Origin of the sequence: Blautia sp. HCN-1074 (assembly GCF_037890165.1) — a bacterium.
In the GTDB taxonomy this organism is placed as follows: Bacteria; Bacillota; Clostridia; order Lachnospirales; family Lachnospiraceae; genus Blautia_A.
Map to the genome: position 1 here is coordinate 69352 of NZ_JBBKBP010000007.1, position 18431 is coordinate 87782.

Consider the following 18431-nt stretch of genomic DNA (forward strand, 5'->3'; position numbering starts at 1 on the left):
ATTGGCATTTACCACAACTGCCACTGACAGGTTTTCCGCAAAACAGATGTAGTGGCGGTAAAAGGTAATTGACTGCGCACTCATATAAAAAAGATGTCATGATAATAGACATTGTTTTTTATTATACAGGGAGTTATAGGGAAACACAAGTAAAAGCTAAGATTTTGACGTCTGAGTATCTCTGTATGCAGATGGAGTGACATTCATTTTTTTCTTGAAGCTTGTGCTGAAATAATATTGATTGGCGTAACCGCATTTCATACTGATTTCCTTCAGAGTCATGTTTGTGGCTGTAAGATAACGGCAGGCGGCGTTGATTCGCTGAGTAGTGATATAGTCACTGATACTCACGCCCTGTTTCTTTTTAAAGAGGGCACTCAGATAAGCCGGGCTGACATTGGCTTCGCTGGCGATATCGTTCAGGCACAGAGTATTGCTGGCATAGTTTTCGTCAATATATGAAGTTACAGATTCGCATAATTTCTGGTGATAATCATTCAGAGAAGAATCCAGTTTCCAGCAGAGAAGGCGGCAGAGTTCGTTGAGCCAGCCGCATAGTTCTTCTGTGGTATGAAATTCTTCCAGATGATTGTATACATACAGGATCTTTGCTTCCAGATCATGGGTATCCAGGTTTAGTTCATAGAAAAACTTCAGAATCCTTCCAAGCAGAGAGTAGATCTGGATAAATGTGAAACTTTTGGTGCGGAAGTTCTCAGTAAGCCATCTGGAGAAATCCTGAAACCAGGAGTCAATTGCAGAAACATCCTTTTTACACAGAAGGCGGATTAATTCCTCCTCTCTGGAATCGGAGAAATCAGTGGCAGATAAGTCATGTCCAAGAGCCTCACGTCCGTCAAATACGTTCTGGTGTGGGAAAAAGAAACGATAATCCAGTGCATGAACAGCACTTTCATAAGAACGGTTCAGATCCCACAGATCTTGTACAATGGCACCGATTCCAGCATTCAGGACCAGTCCCTGTGAATTGAAGTTATCTACAATTGCAGAAATGATTTTATAGGTAAGCTGGCGAAAATTTCCGGACTGGCAGCCACTTTGTCCGATTACACACAGATAACCATCAATATCCTGCAGGGGATAAATATAATTTAATTCTGAGGTTTGTTCTGTGATCAGATCACGGAGATTCAGCAGTTCCATCTGAAATTTCTCAATGCCATAGGAATCCTTGAGAGACTGTGCATTTTCCAGTTCAAGAATCACTACGTTATAAAAATCATAATCCAATTTGAGGTTCAGGTAGTTCAGATAAGGTTTGAGACGATAGGAAGCCTCCTGCCTGGAACGGTGAGTGATATCACGGAAAAATTTTTCGATAAGTAAAGGTCTGCTCTGTTTAAGCAACTGCAGATTTTTCTGCTCACGTTCCATCAAGTCAAAAGCATTTTTTACTTTCTGGATCAGGTATGCGTAATCCAGAGGTTTTTCAATATAATCCAATGCACCAAGAAGCAGAGCGCGTCTTGCATATTCAAATTTATCATAGGCACTGATCAGTATGATTTTTACCATTGGATTAATATCCAGTGCCTGCCTGCTCATGGAAATTCCGTCCAGATCCGGCATTTCAATATCTGAGATGATCAAATCCACAGGTTCGTTTTTCATAGCTTCTATCGCAGAAGTTCCGTTGTAGCAGATATGTATGATTTCTGCGTTCAGAACTTCCCAGTCTATGTTCTTTTCAATTCCTTCTGCTGACAGATAATTGTCATCTACAATCATTATTTTCCTCATCTGTATCCTCCATTTGCTGAAATTCAATTGTGACATAGGTACCGTTTCCGGGATGGCTGTCAATACGCACAGAGCCGTTACCGTACAAAGGATTGGAAATGCGGGCGCTTACATTTGAAATTCCAAAATGTTTTTCATAATTTATGACTTTATTGTCTATGGCATATCGGAGCTGTTCCAGTGTCTCCGGAGACATTCCGGCTCCATTATCTTCAATGGATATCACTACGGTATCATCACCGTAGAGCACCTGAATGGAAATAAAAACTTCAGGAGTATCTGCTGAAAGACCGTGCAGGATAGAATTCTCCAGGAATGGCTGTAATGTAAATTTGCAGATCATGAAATTTTCTATTCCGTCTTCAGCATTGATTTCCCAGTTAAGATTGTCTTTATGGCAGAGTTTCTCCATTTCCAGATACAGGCGGGCAATTTCCAGCTCGTCTTTGATCGGTATCAGTTCTTTTGATTTTCTCAGTGTCAGCCGGTAAAAGGCAGTCAGATTTGTCAGCATCTGATCTGCAATATCCAATTTGCCAAGTGCCTGGCAGGTTCGGATGGTTCCAAGGATATTGTAGAGGAAATGTGGGTTGATCTGTGACTGTAACAGCTGATATTTCAGGCGCTCTTCATTAATGGAGAGACTGACAATAGATTTCAGATTCTGGGCAATTGTGTGCTGCATATCTTCAAAAGTAATTCCGAGTCTGTCAATTTCGTCATAGCTGGAAACATCATCCGGATGTGGAAGTGTGATGATGGAAAGGTGTTCCGGATCATGTCCGAGATGAAAGGATTCCATGGCATAGGACAGTGCGGCAATTCTGCTTGTCAGTTTCCTGGAAAAAAGGATTACAATAAAAATAGTCAGCGGCAGAGAAATAATTACAGTGATCAACAGTGTTTTGATCAGTACCTGTGTATTGCTTTTGATATAGTTTTCCGGGATTTCCGTAATATGCAGCCAACCGTTATCCAGAGTGCGGCAGTTATAGTAGATGTCATTGTCTTTAAAGAAGGAATTGGTATTTTCCAGAAACATCTGTTTTATTGAATCTGAAATCCAGGTCTGATTACGGGAAGAATCACTGTGAGTTGCAATTTGTCCCTGTGGTGTCAGAATGTAACTGGAAATTGCGGTATCAGAAGCAGAAGTCTGAAGATACCGGGAAAATTCATCGCAGTCAAGTGCAATACAATAAGCATATTCGAGAACATTGCTGGATTTGTCCTGAAGAGCACGAAAACACAGCAGTGTATTTGCGCTTCTTTTGGAAGCAGATATAACTCTGGGTAAGGTGGTATTTTTCTTTAACAGCCACAGGGAAGAAGAACCTATGGAATGTAATTCAGATTCGCTGATTCCATAATTGAAAAATTTATCTGTGGAAAAGAAATATATACCCTCATCAGCTCCGGTTTGTTCCGGTTTTAAAAAAACATATATATGAAAGAAATCAAACGTAGATTTATATAATGAAATATTGCTTCTCATGGATGTTAATGCCTGCATGGTGCCAACCTGATCTGGGGAAGAGTGTTCAAAAGCGTACATCTGATACTGGATGGTGTCAGCAACGTTTTCGGTCTGGTTCAGACGGCTGTTAAGCTGAAAAATAAGCTGTTCATCAGACATCAATGCAGAGTTTGTGATTCGGTCTCTGGCAAGATTATAGGAAACATGGTAACTGACCAGTGCAACAAGTGTCAGAGGAAGCAGGGTTGCAACCAGAAAGGCAATCAGGAGTTTTGCCTGAAATGAGGAAAATCTGGAAGGAATCCATTTATGATAATTTATTTTTTTCAAGTTGAGTTTCATTACACATAATACTCCTTATATGAATAGGTTTGATTTTATCAGGTATCTTTTTGAAGATTGCCATATTATACAGCAATTCTGTAAAGATGCAACACAGTGTTCATCTGCTATCTGTATTATAAAAAATCAGAATGAAAAAAACAATAGAACGAAAAATAATATAAATCAATCAAAAGAAATTGTATTTAGTAAAAAGAGTGTTTTTGTTATTCTTTAATTACCAAATAACACAGAACAGTTGATGCGAGAGAACTGTTCGGAAAAGGAGAGAATATGAGGAAAAAAGTGTTAAGTGCAGTTTTAGCTGCAACAATGGTGGCAGGAATGATGGGGAATGTTGTAAGTGTATCAGCAGAGGAGAAATATGATCTTACTTTATACAGCGTTAACACTACTGACCCGGATTTTGATGACTGGCTTGCAAATGTAGAGGAGGCAACGGGTTTAAATATCAATGTTATTGCAGCTCCGACAGATACAGACACACGTCAGCAGAAGATTACAACGATTCTTTCTACAGGAGATTCTTCCGTAGACATTGTCGAAATCAACGATGAAATGAGTGCTGCATTCAAGAATTCCGGATGGCTGGAAGGTCTGAATGACACGGTTATGACAGATGATATAATTGATCAGTTTGCGCAGGGTTATATTCAGGATATGATCACAGATAAGGATGGAAATATTGTAGGAGTTCCGGGATATACAGGATATCTTGCATTTTGGGTAAATCAGGAAATTATGGATGAGGTGGGAATCGAATCCATTGATACAAAAGAAGATTTCATGAAATACATGGAAGCAGTTTCAAAAGATGGACGTTTCGGATACGGCGGTTCCTGGGAAAAGACATATGCATTTAATGAAATTGCACAGTTTGTAAATATGTTTGGCGGTGACTACTTCGACTGGACAAAAGAAGAAAATAAAGAAGCAATTCAGTTCCTTCATGATCTGGTTGCCAACAAAGAAACACCTGTTGATCAGATCGCAGATAAATATGATCAGATGAATCCAAAAATCAATGATGGCAAATACGGATGCTGGTTTATGTGGGGCTTAGGTACGGATTATGCAAAGGCAGATATGCTGGGAGCTGACAAGATCCACATGGCAATGGTACCTGATTTCAGCGGCAATGGAGAGCGAGCAATCTTTACAGATTCCTGGAGCTATGTGCTGAACAGTGCATCCAAAAACAAAGATGCAGCCATTAAATTCCTGCAGTATATGGCAGATGAAGGTGGAATGGAAGCATCCTATAAAGCATTTGACAGATATCCTGCAAGAAAGGATGTTGCAGAAAAAGTTGTTCCGGATACTGATCCTGCAAAAGAAATATACAGCCAGTATGCAGAAGAGTGCAACGTACAGGGACGTCCGTTGGTAGCACAGACAATGGAGTTCATCAGTGATATGGGAACTATCTTCCAGTCCTGCATGAAAGATGAGATCACAGTAGATGAGTTCTGTAAAAAAGCACAGGAAGTCGTTGATACATATCAGTAAAAACGGTATTCGTTTAAAGTCTTTTGAAATACTGACACATAAAAACTGACATAATAAATGAAGGTATAAAGCAGAAAAATCTGCTTTATACCTGTGCTTAAAGATATGAAGGAGGGAGTACCTGTGACAATCAGTAAAAAATCAATGAAATGGATTCCGTGGCTGTTGGTGTTACCTGTGGTTATTATTCGTGGATTTACGACTTTGTATCCGATTTTAATGACAGTTAGAAATAGTTTTTTTGATATTAAAATTCTGTCCGGAATTAATGAATTCTGTGGAATTCAGAATTACCTGAAAATTTTTTCAGATCCCAAAGTGCTTACATCTATACGTTTTACAGTGATTTTTGTAGTAGTATCAATGATATTCCATGTAATATTAGGTGTAGGTCTTGCTCTGATATTAAATATGAAATTTAAGGGACGTCGTTTTCTTCGTACGATTGTACTGATTCCCTGGGCAATGCCGGCAGTTGTTGTAGGTATGGCTGCAAAATGGGCATTTAATAATGATTATGGTCTGATCAATGACTTTATCAGATTGTTTGTCCATGGATACCAGAATAGCTGGCTGATCAATACAGGATCTGCAAGAGCTGCTGTAATTGCCGTGGATCTGTGGAAAGATCTTCCGTTCTTTGCGATTCTTGTATTATCCGGTCTGCAGTTTATTTCGGGTGATATCTATGAAGCCGCAAAAGTAGACGGTGCAAATGGAATCCAGTGTTTCTTCAGAATTACATTACCGTTGATACTGAAAAATGTACTGACTTTATCTATTCCATTTACTTTATGGAGACTGACAACCTTTGATATTGTATATTCTATGACTTCAGGTGGTCCTGGAGAAGATACGGCACTGATCGCATACAGAATCACGACAGAGGCGTTTACAAATCTGAATGTCGGTTATGCATCTGCACTGGCAATGTTACTGTTTGTTGTAATGGCAGTATTCAGCTGGCTGAATATACGTGTTATGAACAAGATTGATAACTAAAGGAGGAAATACCATGAAAAAAGATTCAAGAAAATATAACATATATCATGGTGTAATGGCAGGTGGAAGATGGGTACTGTTTGCAATTGTCTCATTTATTATCCTGTTTCCGGTATATTGGATTTTTATTTCCTCTATTACACCTTCCGGAGAATTATTCAAAACACCGATTGATTATCTGCCGGATCATCCGACACTGGAAAGCTATAAGTTTCTGATCGAGAACGTAGGACTTTTATCAAAAGTGGGAAATACAGTATTGATCGTAGGTCTTACACTGGTTATCAGTACTGTACTCTGTGCAATGGCTGCATACGGATTCTCACGTTTCACTACAAAAGGAATCAATATTGCTTTTGCATTTATTATTGCAACTATGTTAATTCCTGAGGTTGTTACAGCAAGACCATTATATGAGTTCATGCAGAAAGTAAAATTATATGATACATATCCCGGACTGATTTTGCTTTATATCAGTACTGTTATCCCATTTACGGTTCTGATTCTGAGAAACTTTGTGGGGGAAATCCCTATTTCACTGGAAGAGGCAGCAGCGATTGACGGTGCAACTTTTTCACAGAGACTTTTTACAATCGTATTGCCTCTTATGAAACCTGCAATCGCAACTGTATGTATTATCAACTTTATTACCTGCCTGAATAACTTCTTCACACCGTTGTTTTATTCAAATGGTATTCAGGTTCTTTCCGTTGCCATTGTACAGCTTCCACTGCGTGACAACATGTATGGAGTTCCGTGGGATCTGGTAAGTGCAATGGGATGGATCATACTTCTGCCTATCATTATTTTTGTTGCAGTCTTTGAAAAGCAGATCATGGATGGTATAATGGCAGGAGGAGTAAAAGCCTGATTATCTGAATGCTAAGAATATTGGAGGAAAACATTATGTATCAGTCATTTAAAGGTGGACTTGGTGGAATTGCTCTGTCAAAACATGGAAGAAGCCGTGCAATCAATGCAGAGAATCCACACGGAGAAAAAGGTAAAGGCGGAATGGCAGCGAGCCATCTGGGACCGTCCAGAAAAGGAAGTCCCTGCCTGAGAGATATTGAGCCGGGTGCAACTGTAACTCTTGCAGAGATGGAAGGTCCGGGAGAAATCAATCATATTTGGATTACAGTGGATAACAAGACAACAGATGCAGATTGTTTTGTATTGAGAGATCTGGTCATCCGTATGTACTGGGATGATGAGGAAACACCATCTGTGGAAAGTCCTCTCGGAGATTTCTTTTGCTGTGGTTTTGGAAGAGAGTGTATTGTAAATTCTGTCCCAATGGCAGTGGTGCCAAGCAGAGGATTTAACTGTTACTTCCCGATGCCGTTTAAGAAAAAAGCAAAAATTACTCTGGAAAATCAGCATGCAAATAAAATTCCGGCATTTTTCTATCAGGTAGATTACTGTCTGTATGATGAGCTTCCGGATGATATTACTTATTTCCATGCACAGTGGAGGCGAGAGCGACTGACAGAGAAGCAGAAAGATTATACAATCCTTGACGGAGTAAAAGGAAAAGGTCATTATGTAGGAACTTATATTGCACTTACCACACTGGAACGTTACTGGTGGGGCGAAGGTGAAATGAAATTCTATATTGACGGTGATGATGAATATCCCACAATCTGCGGAACCGGAACAGAAGATTATTTTGGAGGCTCCTGGAGTTTTGCAAAGCAGGTGGACGGAAAGACTGTGGAACAAAATTATAATACACCATATCTGGGCTACCCATACTATTCTGCTCATGATGAGCTGATCCATAATTTCTATCATAATGATGACTGTCCGCCGATGAGAGGTTTCTATCGCTGGCATATTCAGGATCCGATTTGTTTTGATGAGGATCTGCGTGTGACCATTCAGCAGATTGGAGTAGGTTACAGAGGATTATTTGAACGTCAGGATGATGTGGCAAGCGTGGCTTACTGGTATCAGACACACCCACATGCACCGTTTGCACCATTGATGTCAAAAGAGGACAGATGGCCAAGATAAAAAACAGAGGTGAAATGCTTGAAAAAAAGTGTTGTAATTTTCATAACTGCAGTATGTTTGCTTATTACAGGATGTGGAGATACGGGGAGCTTATCTAAGCTCCCCTCATCGTCGTTTCACGAAGACAAACAAAAGCTGACAATCATGCATATTGATGCAGATAATAAAAGATTTCAGGATTTTATCGAGGAAACAGAAAAAAAACTTGATATGGAAATCACTGTGGAAAAATGTCCGTCCAATGCGGATAATCGGCAGGCAAAAATATCCACGATCCTGGCTTCGGGGGACAAAAATATTGATTTGATTTCCGTGAATGATGAGATGATTTCTGAGTTTAAGCATAAGGGATATCTGGAACCACTGGAAAAAAACGTTATGACAGAAGAAGTAAGAGACAGCTTTCCGCAGAAGTATCTGGAAAGCATTTGTGAAGAGAATGGACATATATATTCTGTCCCTTTTCAGATGGATATTATGATGTTCTGGGTAAATCAGGAGTTGCTGAAACAGGCAGGACTCGATGAGATAAAGAATACCGGTGATTTTGATATTCTGCAGAAGAGTTTGAAAAATCCGGATCAGTACGCTTATGGAGATGCATGGGAAAATACATATGTTTATAACAGTCTTTCGCAATTTGTGAATTTCTGGGGTGGCGATTATTTCGACTGGACTGATCCGAAAACCAAAGATGCAGCCAGATATATGAAAAGTATGCTGGATGAGAAAAATACATCGCCTGCACAGTTTGTAGATCAGTATGAGCAGATGGAAGAGAAATTTATCAGGGGAAAATATGGATGTGTTTTTATGTATACGAGTGCTCTGGGTACATTTCTTGATGCTGATGTATATGGGAAAAATAAAATACATATGGCACCGCTTCCCGTGCTTCATAAGAAAAAAGCCACTAATATTGCAACCTGGCAGTATGCTTTGAACAATGCTTCAGAAAATAAAGATGCAGCTGTCAGATTTCTTCAGTATGCAGCCGGTTATGAAGGCAGTACTGAATATGCAAAAATAATGAAAAGTTATCCTGCCAGAGTGGATGTGATCGAAAATGAGGATATTGATCTGGAAGGAATAGATATGATACGGAAATATCTCCGGGAATATACATTGAATGCACGTCCGTTATGTGAAAATTCCATGGGTGCTGTTTCAGATATGGGAAAACTGTTTCAGGGATATGTTCTTGGGCAATGTGAAGAGGACAGTTTCTTTGAGCAGGCACAAAATTGTATAAATACTTACTATTAAAAAGGCATCTTCGGATGTCCTTTTTAGTTGCGGATTTTTGATGCCGGATTTATAATAACAATAACAATGACAACAGGAGGCAGCTTCATGCAGAATCAACAACCATCAACTTTAAAGGAAATACGCGTCCATGGTACACAGGACTTTCCCTGTGCGTTCTATCAGACAGGAACAAGGATAAAAGGGAATATGGTGAAACACCACTGGCATGAAGAAGTAGAACTGCTTTATTTTTCGGGTGGAGAGTTCTGTCTGGAGGTAAATATGGAACGTTTCAACATTTCAGAGGAATGTTTTTATTTTATTAATCCCGGGGAACTTCACAGTATTTCTGTTGAAAAAAACGGCGGCTGTGTGGAAAATGCGGTGGTTTTTCATATGGATATGCTAAGCTCTGCATATGCTTTGGATCAGATTCAGACGAATCTGATCCAGCCGGTACAAAATGGCAGTATCCAGTTTCCGAGATGTCTGCGAAAGAATGAACCGGCATTTGAACCGGTAAGAAAATCTTATGAAGAAATCCGTAATGTATTTGGAGGAGATTCTTTCCGGGAGAATTATTATGACGGCGAGGCGGTTACGGATGATATCACCCGACAGTTGTTTATTAAATCAGCGCTGCTTCGGATTCTGGCAGTTCTGTCTGCGAATAATCTATTTGAGGTAACGGAGAAGAATCATGACCACAGAATTGAGACGATCAAGACAACACTGACTTACATACAGGAGAACTATAAAGAGAAAATTTATATACGTGACCTTGCAGGACTGATCGGGATGAATGAGCAATATTTCTGCAGATTTTTCAAGAAGGTGATCGGGCGTTCGCCTATGGAATATGTGAATGAGTACAGGATAAAAAAGGCTATTCATTATCTGAAGGAGTCTGACCTTACAGTTACGGAAATCTGTCTGGAATGCGGATATAATAATCTGGGAAATTTCCTGAGAGAGTTCAGGAAATATACGTCAACAACACCACTGCAGTACCGCAGACATTCATTAAAAGAAACACAGTAAATAAGAATATCGGTAATATAAAAAAGTCAAAATTTTGTATTTTTTTATCAAAAAAAGATAAGACAGAAGCCTTGGATTCTGATATAATTGCCGTAAATGAAAAAGAGACCTTAGGCGCTAAAGGTAAGAGGTATAATACTGGGAACAAAGCATACAATAGCGCCGGTTAATAAAAAACACAGGAGGATTTTTACAATGGTAAAGAAATGGTGGAATGAAAAGGTTGCTTATCAGATTTACCCGAAGAGTTTTTATGATACCAATGGAGATGGAATTGGAGATCTGAGAGGTGTTATTGAGAAGCTTGACTATCTGAAAGATCTGGGAGTTGATATTATCTGGCTTTCCCCCTGCTACCGCTCTCCGTTAGCTGATCAGGGATATGATATTTCAGATTATTATGATATTGATCCTCGCTTTGGAACCATGGCAGATATGGATGAACTGATTGCTGAGGCTAAGAAGAGAGATATGTACATTCTGATGGATCTTGTTGTAAACCATTGTTCTGATGAACATGAATGGTTTAAAAAAGCATGTGAGGATCCGGATGGTAAATATGGTAATTTCTTCTATCTGCGTGACAAGAAAGAAGGAGAACTTCCAACTAACTGGCGTTCTTATTTCGGCGGACCTGTATGGGAAGATCTTCCAGGAACAAATAAACAGTATCTGCATGTTTTCCATAAGAAACAGCCCGATCTGAACTGGGAGAACCCGGAAGTAAGGGAAGAAGTTTATAAGAATATCAACTGGTGGCTGGATAAAGGTCTTGGTGGATTCCGTATTGATGCGATTATCAATATCAAGAAAGCACTTCCGATGCATGACTATGAGCCGGATCGTGAAGACGGTCTTTGCAGTATCAGGAAGATGCTGAAAGAAGCAAAGGGAATCGGTGACTTCCTTGGCGAGATGAGAGACCGCACCTTTAAAAAATACGATGCATTCTCTGTCGGTGAAGTTTTCGATGAGAAGGATGAAGAGATTCCGGATTTCATCGGCGATAATGGATATTTCTCCAGTATGTTTGACTTCGAAGAGACTATCTGGGGGGCATCTGACAAGGGATGGTATGACTGCAAACAGATTACTCCGGATGCCTACAAGAAATGTTGCTTTACAACACAGAGAAAAATTGGCGATATCGGATTTGTTTCCAATATTATTGAAAATCATGACGAGCCTCGTGGTGTCAGCAGATATATCCCGGAAGGTGACTGCTGTGACGCAAGTAAGAAGATGCTTGGCGGTCTGAACTTTATGCTTCGCGGACTTCCGTTTATCTACCAGGGACAGGAACTTGGTATGGAGAATGTGAAGTTTGAATCTATTGATCAGGTAGATGATATTTCCAGTCTGGATGAATACAAGGTAGCTCTGGAAGCAGGATGTACACCTGAGGAAGCGCTGAAAGCTGTTTCCAGATTCAGCCGCGATAATGCCAGAACACCGATGCAGTGGACAGATGGTGAGAATGCAGGATTTACAACAGGTAAACCATGGCTGAAGGTCAATGCGAATTATACAAAGATCAATGCAGAGAGCCAGATGAATGATCCGGAATCTGTGAGAAGTTTCTATAAGAAACTTATCGCACTGCGTAAGGATCCGGAATACAAAGAGACTGTTGTTTACGGAGAACTGGAACCTGTATGGGAAGACGTACACAATCTGATGGCATACTATCGTAAAGGTGACAAGACTCTTCTTGTAGTTGGTAACTATCAGAAAGAGCCGCAGACAATCGAGCTCGCAGGAGAGTGCAAGAAAGTTCTGATCAATAACTATGATGATGTAGCTATGGATGGAAATAAGATTGAGTTGAAGGGTTATCAGTTCCTTGTTATTGAAATGTAATAAGGAAAATGAGATAGTCAAAAAGCAATATAAAATTGAAAGAATGATGGAGAGCATGGAGCAATCTATGCTCTCTGTTTTTGTTTTTGGAATCTAATGTAGCAGTTAATTGATTCTTGTTTGGTACATAGATATAGAGAAAAAAGAACGAAAATCCAGAAAAGCATTTTGAAAGAGTTTCGTTCTTTTTATGTATAGTTATGCGATGAATTAATCCTGTTTATCGGAATTCAGAATTTTAACACTGTCACGTACAACAAGTTTGACCGGAAGTGTAATACTAGTAGACTTTGGGACCCATCCGTCAATCATTCTGAGCAGATACTCGACAGCCATAGTTCCACGCTGAGAGATATTCTGGTGAATCGTAGTAAGGGGAGGAGAGACTACCTGTGCATACAGATTGTCATCGAATCCCGTGATAGAGAGGTCTTCCGGAAAACGGATGCCCCTTTCGCGGAGATATTTCATCAATGTGACTGCATAATAATCTGAGCAGCACATAAATGCAGTGAATTTGTGTGCGACAGCGTAAATCTCTTCCATACTTCCCTGACGTTCATATTTAGATGGACGGATTACGATAAGATTGTCGAGATCTACATCTATGTTATATTCCTGAAGAGCACGTTGATGACCGGTATAACGGACATAATCTACACCTTCCATATTATCAGCAAGGAAAGCAATCTTCCGGTGACCGCATTCCAGAAGATATTTAGTCATCAGATATCCACCCTGCTCATCATCAAGACCGATATTTACATATTTGGCAATATTTTTTGGCGTATAACTGTCGATGAGGACAACAGGATTCTTATATTTACTCTTGATTCGCAGGTAGTCATCATGGAGCATACCGATAAGAATCAGTCCCTCGGTGTTCCAGCTTACTACATTGCGGACGATTTCGTTGATGTCTTCGGATGTATAAAGCATCATATAATATCCATGTTCGCGGATCGCTGCCTCCAGGGCACCAAGCAATTCTCCGTGAAATGGATCTGCAAAAATATTTTCGTATTTGTCTTTGCGTCCTTTTAGGACAATTCCAATCAGTCTGGAATGATTCTGCGCAAGGTTCTTTGCACTCATATTAGGTACATAGTCATATTCATCCAGAAGCTTCTGGACTTTTTCGGCAGTTTTCTGAGAGACTTCGCTGGTTTTTCCGTTAATGACGTTAGATACCGTTGTGGTACTGATTCCCAGCATTTCTGCCATTTCTTTGATTGTAATCATTTGAAACACCCCGATGTGAAAAAAGTCTGTAGATATAAGAGTGAAAATGCAAAAGTATTTGAAATCTTATATCCTGTTATGTGGATATTTTAGCACAATGATATACAAAAACGCAAGTATTGCACAAAAAAACTTGAAATAAATGCAAAAAAATTGTCACTGTTGCTCATAAGCCTTGGGGATAAAATAGAAGAATGCCGCCAGAATAATCTGGCAGCATCCTTCTGAGGTTGTATATGAGAAAATATATTTCCGGTAACTGTTCAGTATTTTTCACAGTCACTGATTCTTCAGAAAATTACAGTAATCTGGGAATTACTGTGATTCATAAGAAGCAAAATCATTTATTATTTCTGGATTACGATTGCCTCATAAGGTCTGAGGGTAATCTTTTCGCTTACTTTAGCATCGTTGTAGTTGGAAATCAGAATCTTTCCGTCTGTGAATTCTTCCGGAAGTTCTACTTCGCGGGTATTTTCACTGAAGTTGCAATATACGATGAGTTTTTCATCTCCGAGTGTACGGATGTAAGCGTAAATATCTTTATCGTCATCAAGAATCAGATCATAGGTACCGTAAACGATCAGATCACTTTCGTGACGAAGTTTGATCAGTTTCTGATAATATTTAAATACGGAATCCTCGCGGCTTACCTGGTCTTTTGCATTAATCTTAGTGTAGTTCGGGTTCACCATGATCCATGGTGTAGCATCGGCACCGGAGAATCCTGCGTTGGCACTGTCATCCCACTGCATTGGAGTTCTGGCATTGTCACGACCTTTGTAGCCGATCGCTGCCATCATTTCTTCCTCGGTCATTTTGCCCTGTTCCGTTAATTCGTGGAAAGCATTGATGCTTTCGAGGTCGCGGAAGTTTTCGAGAGTGTTGAACGGGCAGTTTGTCATACCAAGCTCTTCACCCTGATATACGTAAGGAGTACCCTGCATCATATGAATACAGGTTGCAAGCATTTTTGCAGAGATTTCTCTGTATTCATCGCTGTCGTTACCGAAACGGGAAACGCTTCTTGGCTGGTCGTGGTTTTCCCAGTAAAGGCTGTTCCATGCAATGTCCTGGAGACCTTTCTGCCAGCGGGTAAGAATTTTTTTGAGGTCACGAAGATCCATTTTTCTGGTTGTCCATTTGCCGGCTTTTTCATCGCTGTCAACATCCATATGCTCAAACTGGAATACCATGTTCAGTTCTTTTTCGTCGCTTCTTGCGTATTTCTTTGCTTCTTCGAGAGTAACACCGGAGCATTCACCTACTGTGATGGTATCTGCATTGTTTAATGCTTTCTGACGCATTTCCTGAAGGTATTCATGTACATGAGGACCGTTTGCAGATACATTAAATGTTGCATATCCGTTGATTCCAGGTTCTTTGTCCGGGAGTTCCGGCTGCTCTTTGGAGATCAGGCTGATAACGTCCATACGGAATCCATCAACACCTTTTTCCAGCCACCAGTTCATCATGTCGAAAACTTCCTGACGTACGACCGGGTTGTCCCAGTTGAGGTCTGGCTGCTTTTTAGAGAACAGATGCAGGAAATACATATCTGTTGTTTTATCATATTCCCATGCAGGACCGGAGAAGCAGGAGCCCCAGTTGTTCGGAAGGCTGCCGTCTTCTTTTGCAGGACGCCAGATATAGTAATCTCTGTATGGATTGTCTGTGGATTTACGGCTCTCGATAAACCATTTGTGCTCGTCAGAAGTATGGTTTACAACAAGGTCCATCATAATTTTGATGCCTTTTTCGTGAGCTGTAGCGAGCATACGGTCGAAGTCTTCCATTGTTCCGAATTCGTCCATGATATCCTGATAATCACTGATATCGTATCCGTTATCATCATTCGGTGATTTGTAAACAGGAGAGAGCCAGATAACATCAACACCAAGCTCTTTTAAGTAGTCAAGTTTGCTTGTGATACCGTTCAGATCACCGATACCATCTCCGTTGCTGTCGCAGAAGCTGCGAGGATAAATCTGATATACGACGCTTTCTTTCCACCATCTTTTTTCCATTGTAAAAACCTCCTGAAATGATTTATTTTATAAGTTTTTATGTTTAAGTTTTATTGACTGCTGTGGTGCTGAAATTGCACCACAACATATTCTACCTACATTATAAATACTTTTTGAGGAAAATGCTTTCAATATTTTGACGGATTTGTATATTATTTTGACTTCTTGCCTGGAAATTGCTATAGAATAGAAAACAGTAATAAATATGTGACGATCACAAGGATTTTGGTTGGCTGTGCTCTTGTATGTGGAAGCCAAATATTGTATAGTATAGATACTATAGCGTTTCCAGAGAGTATCTGGATAAAGAGTATTTGGGGCAGTGAAAACAGATATAATTGTGAGGAAAAATGAGAAGAATACAGATTATTGTAAATAACGGAGCGGGAACAGGGCAGGCGCACCGGGTATGGAATGAGACACAGCGTCTGCTTCGCGGGTATAAAATAAAATATGTGGCGCATACAACCAGATATCAGGGACATGCGACGAAGCTGGCAGAGAAGATTTCTTCCATGAAGGGTGATGATCCTATTTATCTGATCGTAATTGGCGGCGATGGAACGCTCAACGAGGTTCTGAATGGAATTACAGATTTTGACAGAGTACGGCTTGGAGTAATTCCGACAGGTTCAGGAAATGATTTTGGCAGAAACTTAAAATTGCCAAAAACACCGAAAGAAAGCCTGAAACAAATCTGCGCCAGTATCAGAAAAGACCAGCGGGGAGAAGAACTTTACAGGATAGATCTTGGACAGGTAAGCTGGGATGGCTGTGATAAACCGCGGATTTTTGGCATCAGTGCCGGACTTGGGCTGGATGCACTGGTGTGCAAGAAAGCTCTCCATTCCAGACTGAAGCAGGTTTTAAACCGCTTCCATCTGGGAAAACTTACATATCTTGCATTAACGGTGCAGTCACTTTTTACAATGGAAACTGCAAATGCAAAAGTGATAACGGAACATGGTGGATTTATCCTGCCGAAAATGATCTTCGCAGCTGCCATGAATCTGCCGGCAGAAGGTGGTGGTGTCCCGATGGCACCAGAAGCTTCACCGGAGGATGGCAGACTGTCTTTGAGTAGCGCTTCAGGTATTGCCAAATGGCAGACATTTTTCCTTCTTCCATTTCTGGTGGCGGCGAAACAGGAGAGAATCAATGGATTTAATATCAGGGAAGAAAACGGGTTTCGAGTGCTGCTTGATAAACCAATGGTTCTTCATGCAGATGGAGAATATTGCGGAGATGTAACAAGGGTAGAATTCAGATGTCTGGAGAAGAGACTGTGGCTGTTGCATGAAAAAGAGGGGGATTAAATGGGAAATTATTTGAATCCGGATAACTCCAAATTTCAGGAAGCACTCAATTCTGATATTTATGTAGATAAGACGGGTTTGATACGGTATACAAATTCTGTTTTACACACTTTACAGAAGAACATATGTGTCAGCAGACCAAGACGTTTCGGAAAGTCTATGGCTGCAAATATGCTGACAGCATATTACAGTAAAGGGTGCGATTCAAAAGAGTTATTTTCTAATCTTAAAATTGCAAAAGACACAGATTTTGAAAAATATCTCAATAAATATGATACGATTTTTTTGAATATGCAGGATTTTTTGAGTCGCAGTAATAATATTCAGGAGCTAATGGAACGAGTCAGGAAAATTGTATTGCGAGAGCTGAGAAGTGCTTATCCGGACGTGGATTTTTTTGATGAAAATGACTTGATTGAATCTATGCAGGATGTCTATGCTTACAGCAGATGTCCTTTTGTGATTATTATTGATGAATGGGATTGTATTTTTCGTGAGTATAAGCAGGATAAAGAAGCACAGGAGAAATATCTTGACTTTTTACGGGATTTGCTAAAGGATAAAGGCTATATTCATTTGGCTTATATGACAGGTATTCTTCCTGTTAAGAAGTACGGAACACATTCTGCTTTGAATATGTTTGATGAATTTTCTATGTTGAATCCAGGACCTCTGGGTGAGTATGTGGGATTTACTGAGGGTGAAGTTCAGGCGTTGTGTGCAAAGTACCAGATGGATATGGAAGAGATAAAAAACTGGTATGATGGCTATTCATTTAAGGGAGTTGCCTCTGTATATAGTCCACGCTCTGTTGTGAGCAGTATGAGACTGGGTGAGATTGGAAATTACTGGAATCAGACAGAGACCTTTGAGGCTTTGAAAGTTTATATAGAAATGAATTTTGAGGGTTTGAAGGATGATGTATTAAGTATGATTGCAGGTGAGAGTATTCCGGTGAATACGGGAAGCTTTACAAATGATATGACAACGTTCAGAAATGAGGATGATGTTCTTACATTATTGGTGCATTTGGGATATCTGACATATGATTATGAAAATCGGTGTGTATCAATTCCAAATGCAGAAATACGTGAGGAATATGTTAATACGGTTTCGGTTGCTGACTGGGGCGAAGTATCAAAAGCACTGAAAAATTCAGCGGACACCTTAAAGGCAATCTGGCAAATGAGACCAAAGCAGGTTGCACAAGGGATAAAAGAGGCTCATTTTGAGACATCACATCTTCAATATAATGATGAAAATGCATTAAGCTACACGATTTCACTGGCACTCTATGCGGCCCGCAATTTTTATACAATGCACAGAGAACTGGCTGGTGGGAAAGGATTTGCAGATATTGTATTTATTCCAAGAAAAAAATTTCCGGATAAACCAGCAATGGTTGTGGAGTTAAAGTGGAATAAAAGCGCAGAGGGTGCAATTTCACAGATAAAAAATAAAGAATATTGCGCGAGTCTGGAAGAATATAAAGGTGATCTTTTGATGGTAGGTATCAATTATAATAAAAAAACAAGGGAACATACTTGTATAATAGAAGAATATAAAAAATAAGAAAGCGAGAGAGTAGAA

General features: G+C 39.9%; 13 protein-coding genes. 9 read left to right on the forward strand and 4 right to left on the reverse strand.

All coding sequences use genetic code 11. The features are described from left to right. Window positions 1-156 precede the first annotated feature (156 nt). Together WKT11_RS08165 and WKT11_RS08170 are read right to left on the reverse strand one after the other, a co-directional pair. The gene (locus WKT11_RS08165; protein ID WP_243103787.1) at window positions 157-1761 is read right to left on the reverse strand and encodes an AraC family transcriptional regulator; all 1605 of its coding nucleotides are present in this window, start codon (window positions 1759-1761) and stop codon (window positions 157-159) included. After that, complete coding sequence (locus tag WKT11_RS08170) at window positions 1736-3580, reverse strand: sensor histidine kinase (protein ID WP_340283709.1); 1845 nt, start codon at window positions 3578-3580, stop codon at window positions 1736-1738. The genes WKT11_RS08165 and WKT11_RS08170 overlap by 26 nt, the downstream gene beginning before the upstream one ends. Window positions 3581-3853: 273 nt before the next feature. On the opposite strand from WKT11_RS08170, the gene WKT11_RS08175 reads away from it, so the two are divergent. The 7 genes from WKT11_RS08175 (at window position 3854) to WKT11_RS08205 (ending at window position 12256) form a co-directional block, all read left to right on the forward strand. Next, window positions 3854-5089, forward strand: coding sequence for an ABC transporter substrate-binding protein (locus WKT11_RS08175; RefSeq protein ID WP_055200020.1), 1236 nt, complete (start codon window positions 3854-3856; stop codon window positions 5087-5089). Between the two features lie 105 nt (window positions 5090-5194). Then, window positions 5195-6091 carry a carbohydrate ABC transporter permease gene (locus WKT11_RS08180; RefSeq protein ID WP_008705747.1) on the forward strand — a complete coding sequence of 299 codons (897 nt, stop codon included), beginning with the start codon at window positions 5195-5197 and terminating at the stop codon, window positions 6089-6091. Window positions 6092-6104: 13 nt separating this feature from the next. Then, window positions 6105-6962: a carbohydrate ABC transporter permease gene (locus WKT11_RS08185; RefSeq protein ID WP_022381105.1), complete on the forward strand. Its 858-nt coding sequence runs from the start codon at window positions 6105-6107 to the stop codon at window positions 6960-6962. A 35-nt stretch (window positions 6963-6997) separates the two neighbouring features. Next, window positions 6998-8107: a glycoside hydrolase family 172 protein gene (locus WKT11_RS08190; protein WP_055200019.1), complete on the forward strand. Its 1110-nt coding sequence runs from the start codon at window positions 6998-7000 to the stop codon at window positions 8105-8107. 9 nt (window positions 8108-8116) lie between these two features. Then, on the forward strand, window positions 8117-9373 hold the full coding sequence (locus WKT11_RS08195; RefSeq protein WP_117675778.1) for an ABC transporter substrate-binding protein: 1257 nt from the start codon (window positions 8117-8119) through the stop codon (window positions 9371-9373). An 87-nt stretch (window positions 9374-9460) separates the two neighbouring features. After that, entirely contained in the window at window positions 9461-10396 is a 936-nt protein-coding gene (locus tag WKT11_RS08200) for an AraC family transcriptional regulator (RefSeq protein ID WP_055059951.1), read from the forward strand. A gap of 195 nt (window positions 10397-10591) precedes the next feature. Then, window positions 10592-12256 carry an alpha-glucosidase gene (locus tag WKT11_RS08205; RefSeq protein ID WP_117675780.1) on the forward strand — a complete coding sequence of 555 codons (1665 nt, stop codon included), beginning with the start codon at window positions 10592-10594 and terminating at the stop codon, window positions 12254-12256. 210 nt (window positions 12257-12466) lie between these two features. On the opposite strand, the gene WKT11_RS08210 is transcribed toward WKT11_RS08205, so the two are convergent. Next, the gene (locus WKT11_RS08210; protein ID WP_025580574.1) at window positions 12467-13498 is read right to left on the reverse strand and encodes a LacI family DNA-binding transcriptional regulator; all 1032 of its coding nucleotides are present in this window, start codon (window positions 13496-13498) and stop codon (window positions 12467-12469) included. Window positions 13499-13845: 347 nt separating this feature from the next. Beyond that, window positions 13846-15525, reverse strand: a complete 1680-nt coding sequence (locus WKT11_RS08215; RefSeq protein ID WP_117844514.1) for a glycoside hydrolase family 13 protein — start codon at window positions 15523-15525, stop codon at window positions 13846-13848. A gap of 350 nt (window positions 15526-15875) precedes the next feature. Between WKT11_RS08215 and WKT11_RS08220 the strand changes: the two genes are divergently transcribed. Both WKT11_RS08220 and WKT11_RS08225 read left to right on the forward strand, forming a co-directional pair. Beyond that, on the forward strand, window positions 15876-16841 hold the full coding sequence (locus tag WKT11_RS08220) for a diacylglycerol/lipid kinase family protein (protein ID WP_055200015.1): 966 nt from the start codon (window positions 15876-15878) through the stop codon (window positions 16839-16841). Beyond that, window positions 16842-18413, forward strand: coding sequence for an AAA family ATPase (locus WKT11_RS08225; protein WP_117675788.1), 1572 nt, complete (start codon window positions 16842-16844; stop codon window positions 18411-18413). Window positions 18414-18431: the final 18 nt, after the last annotated feature.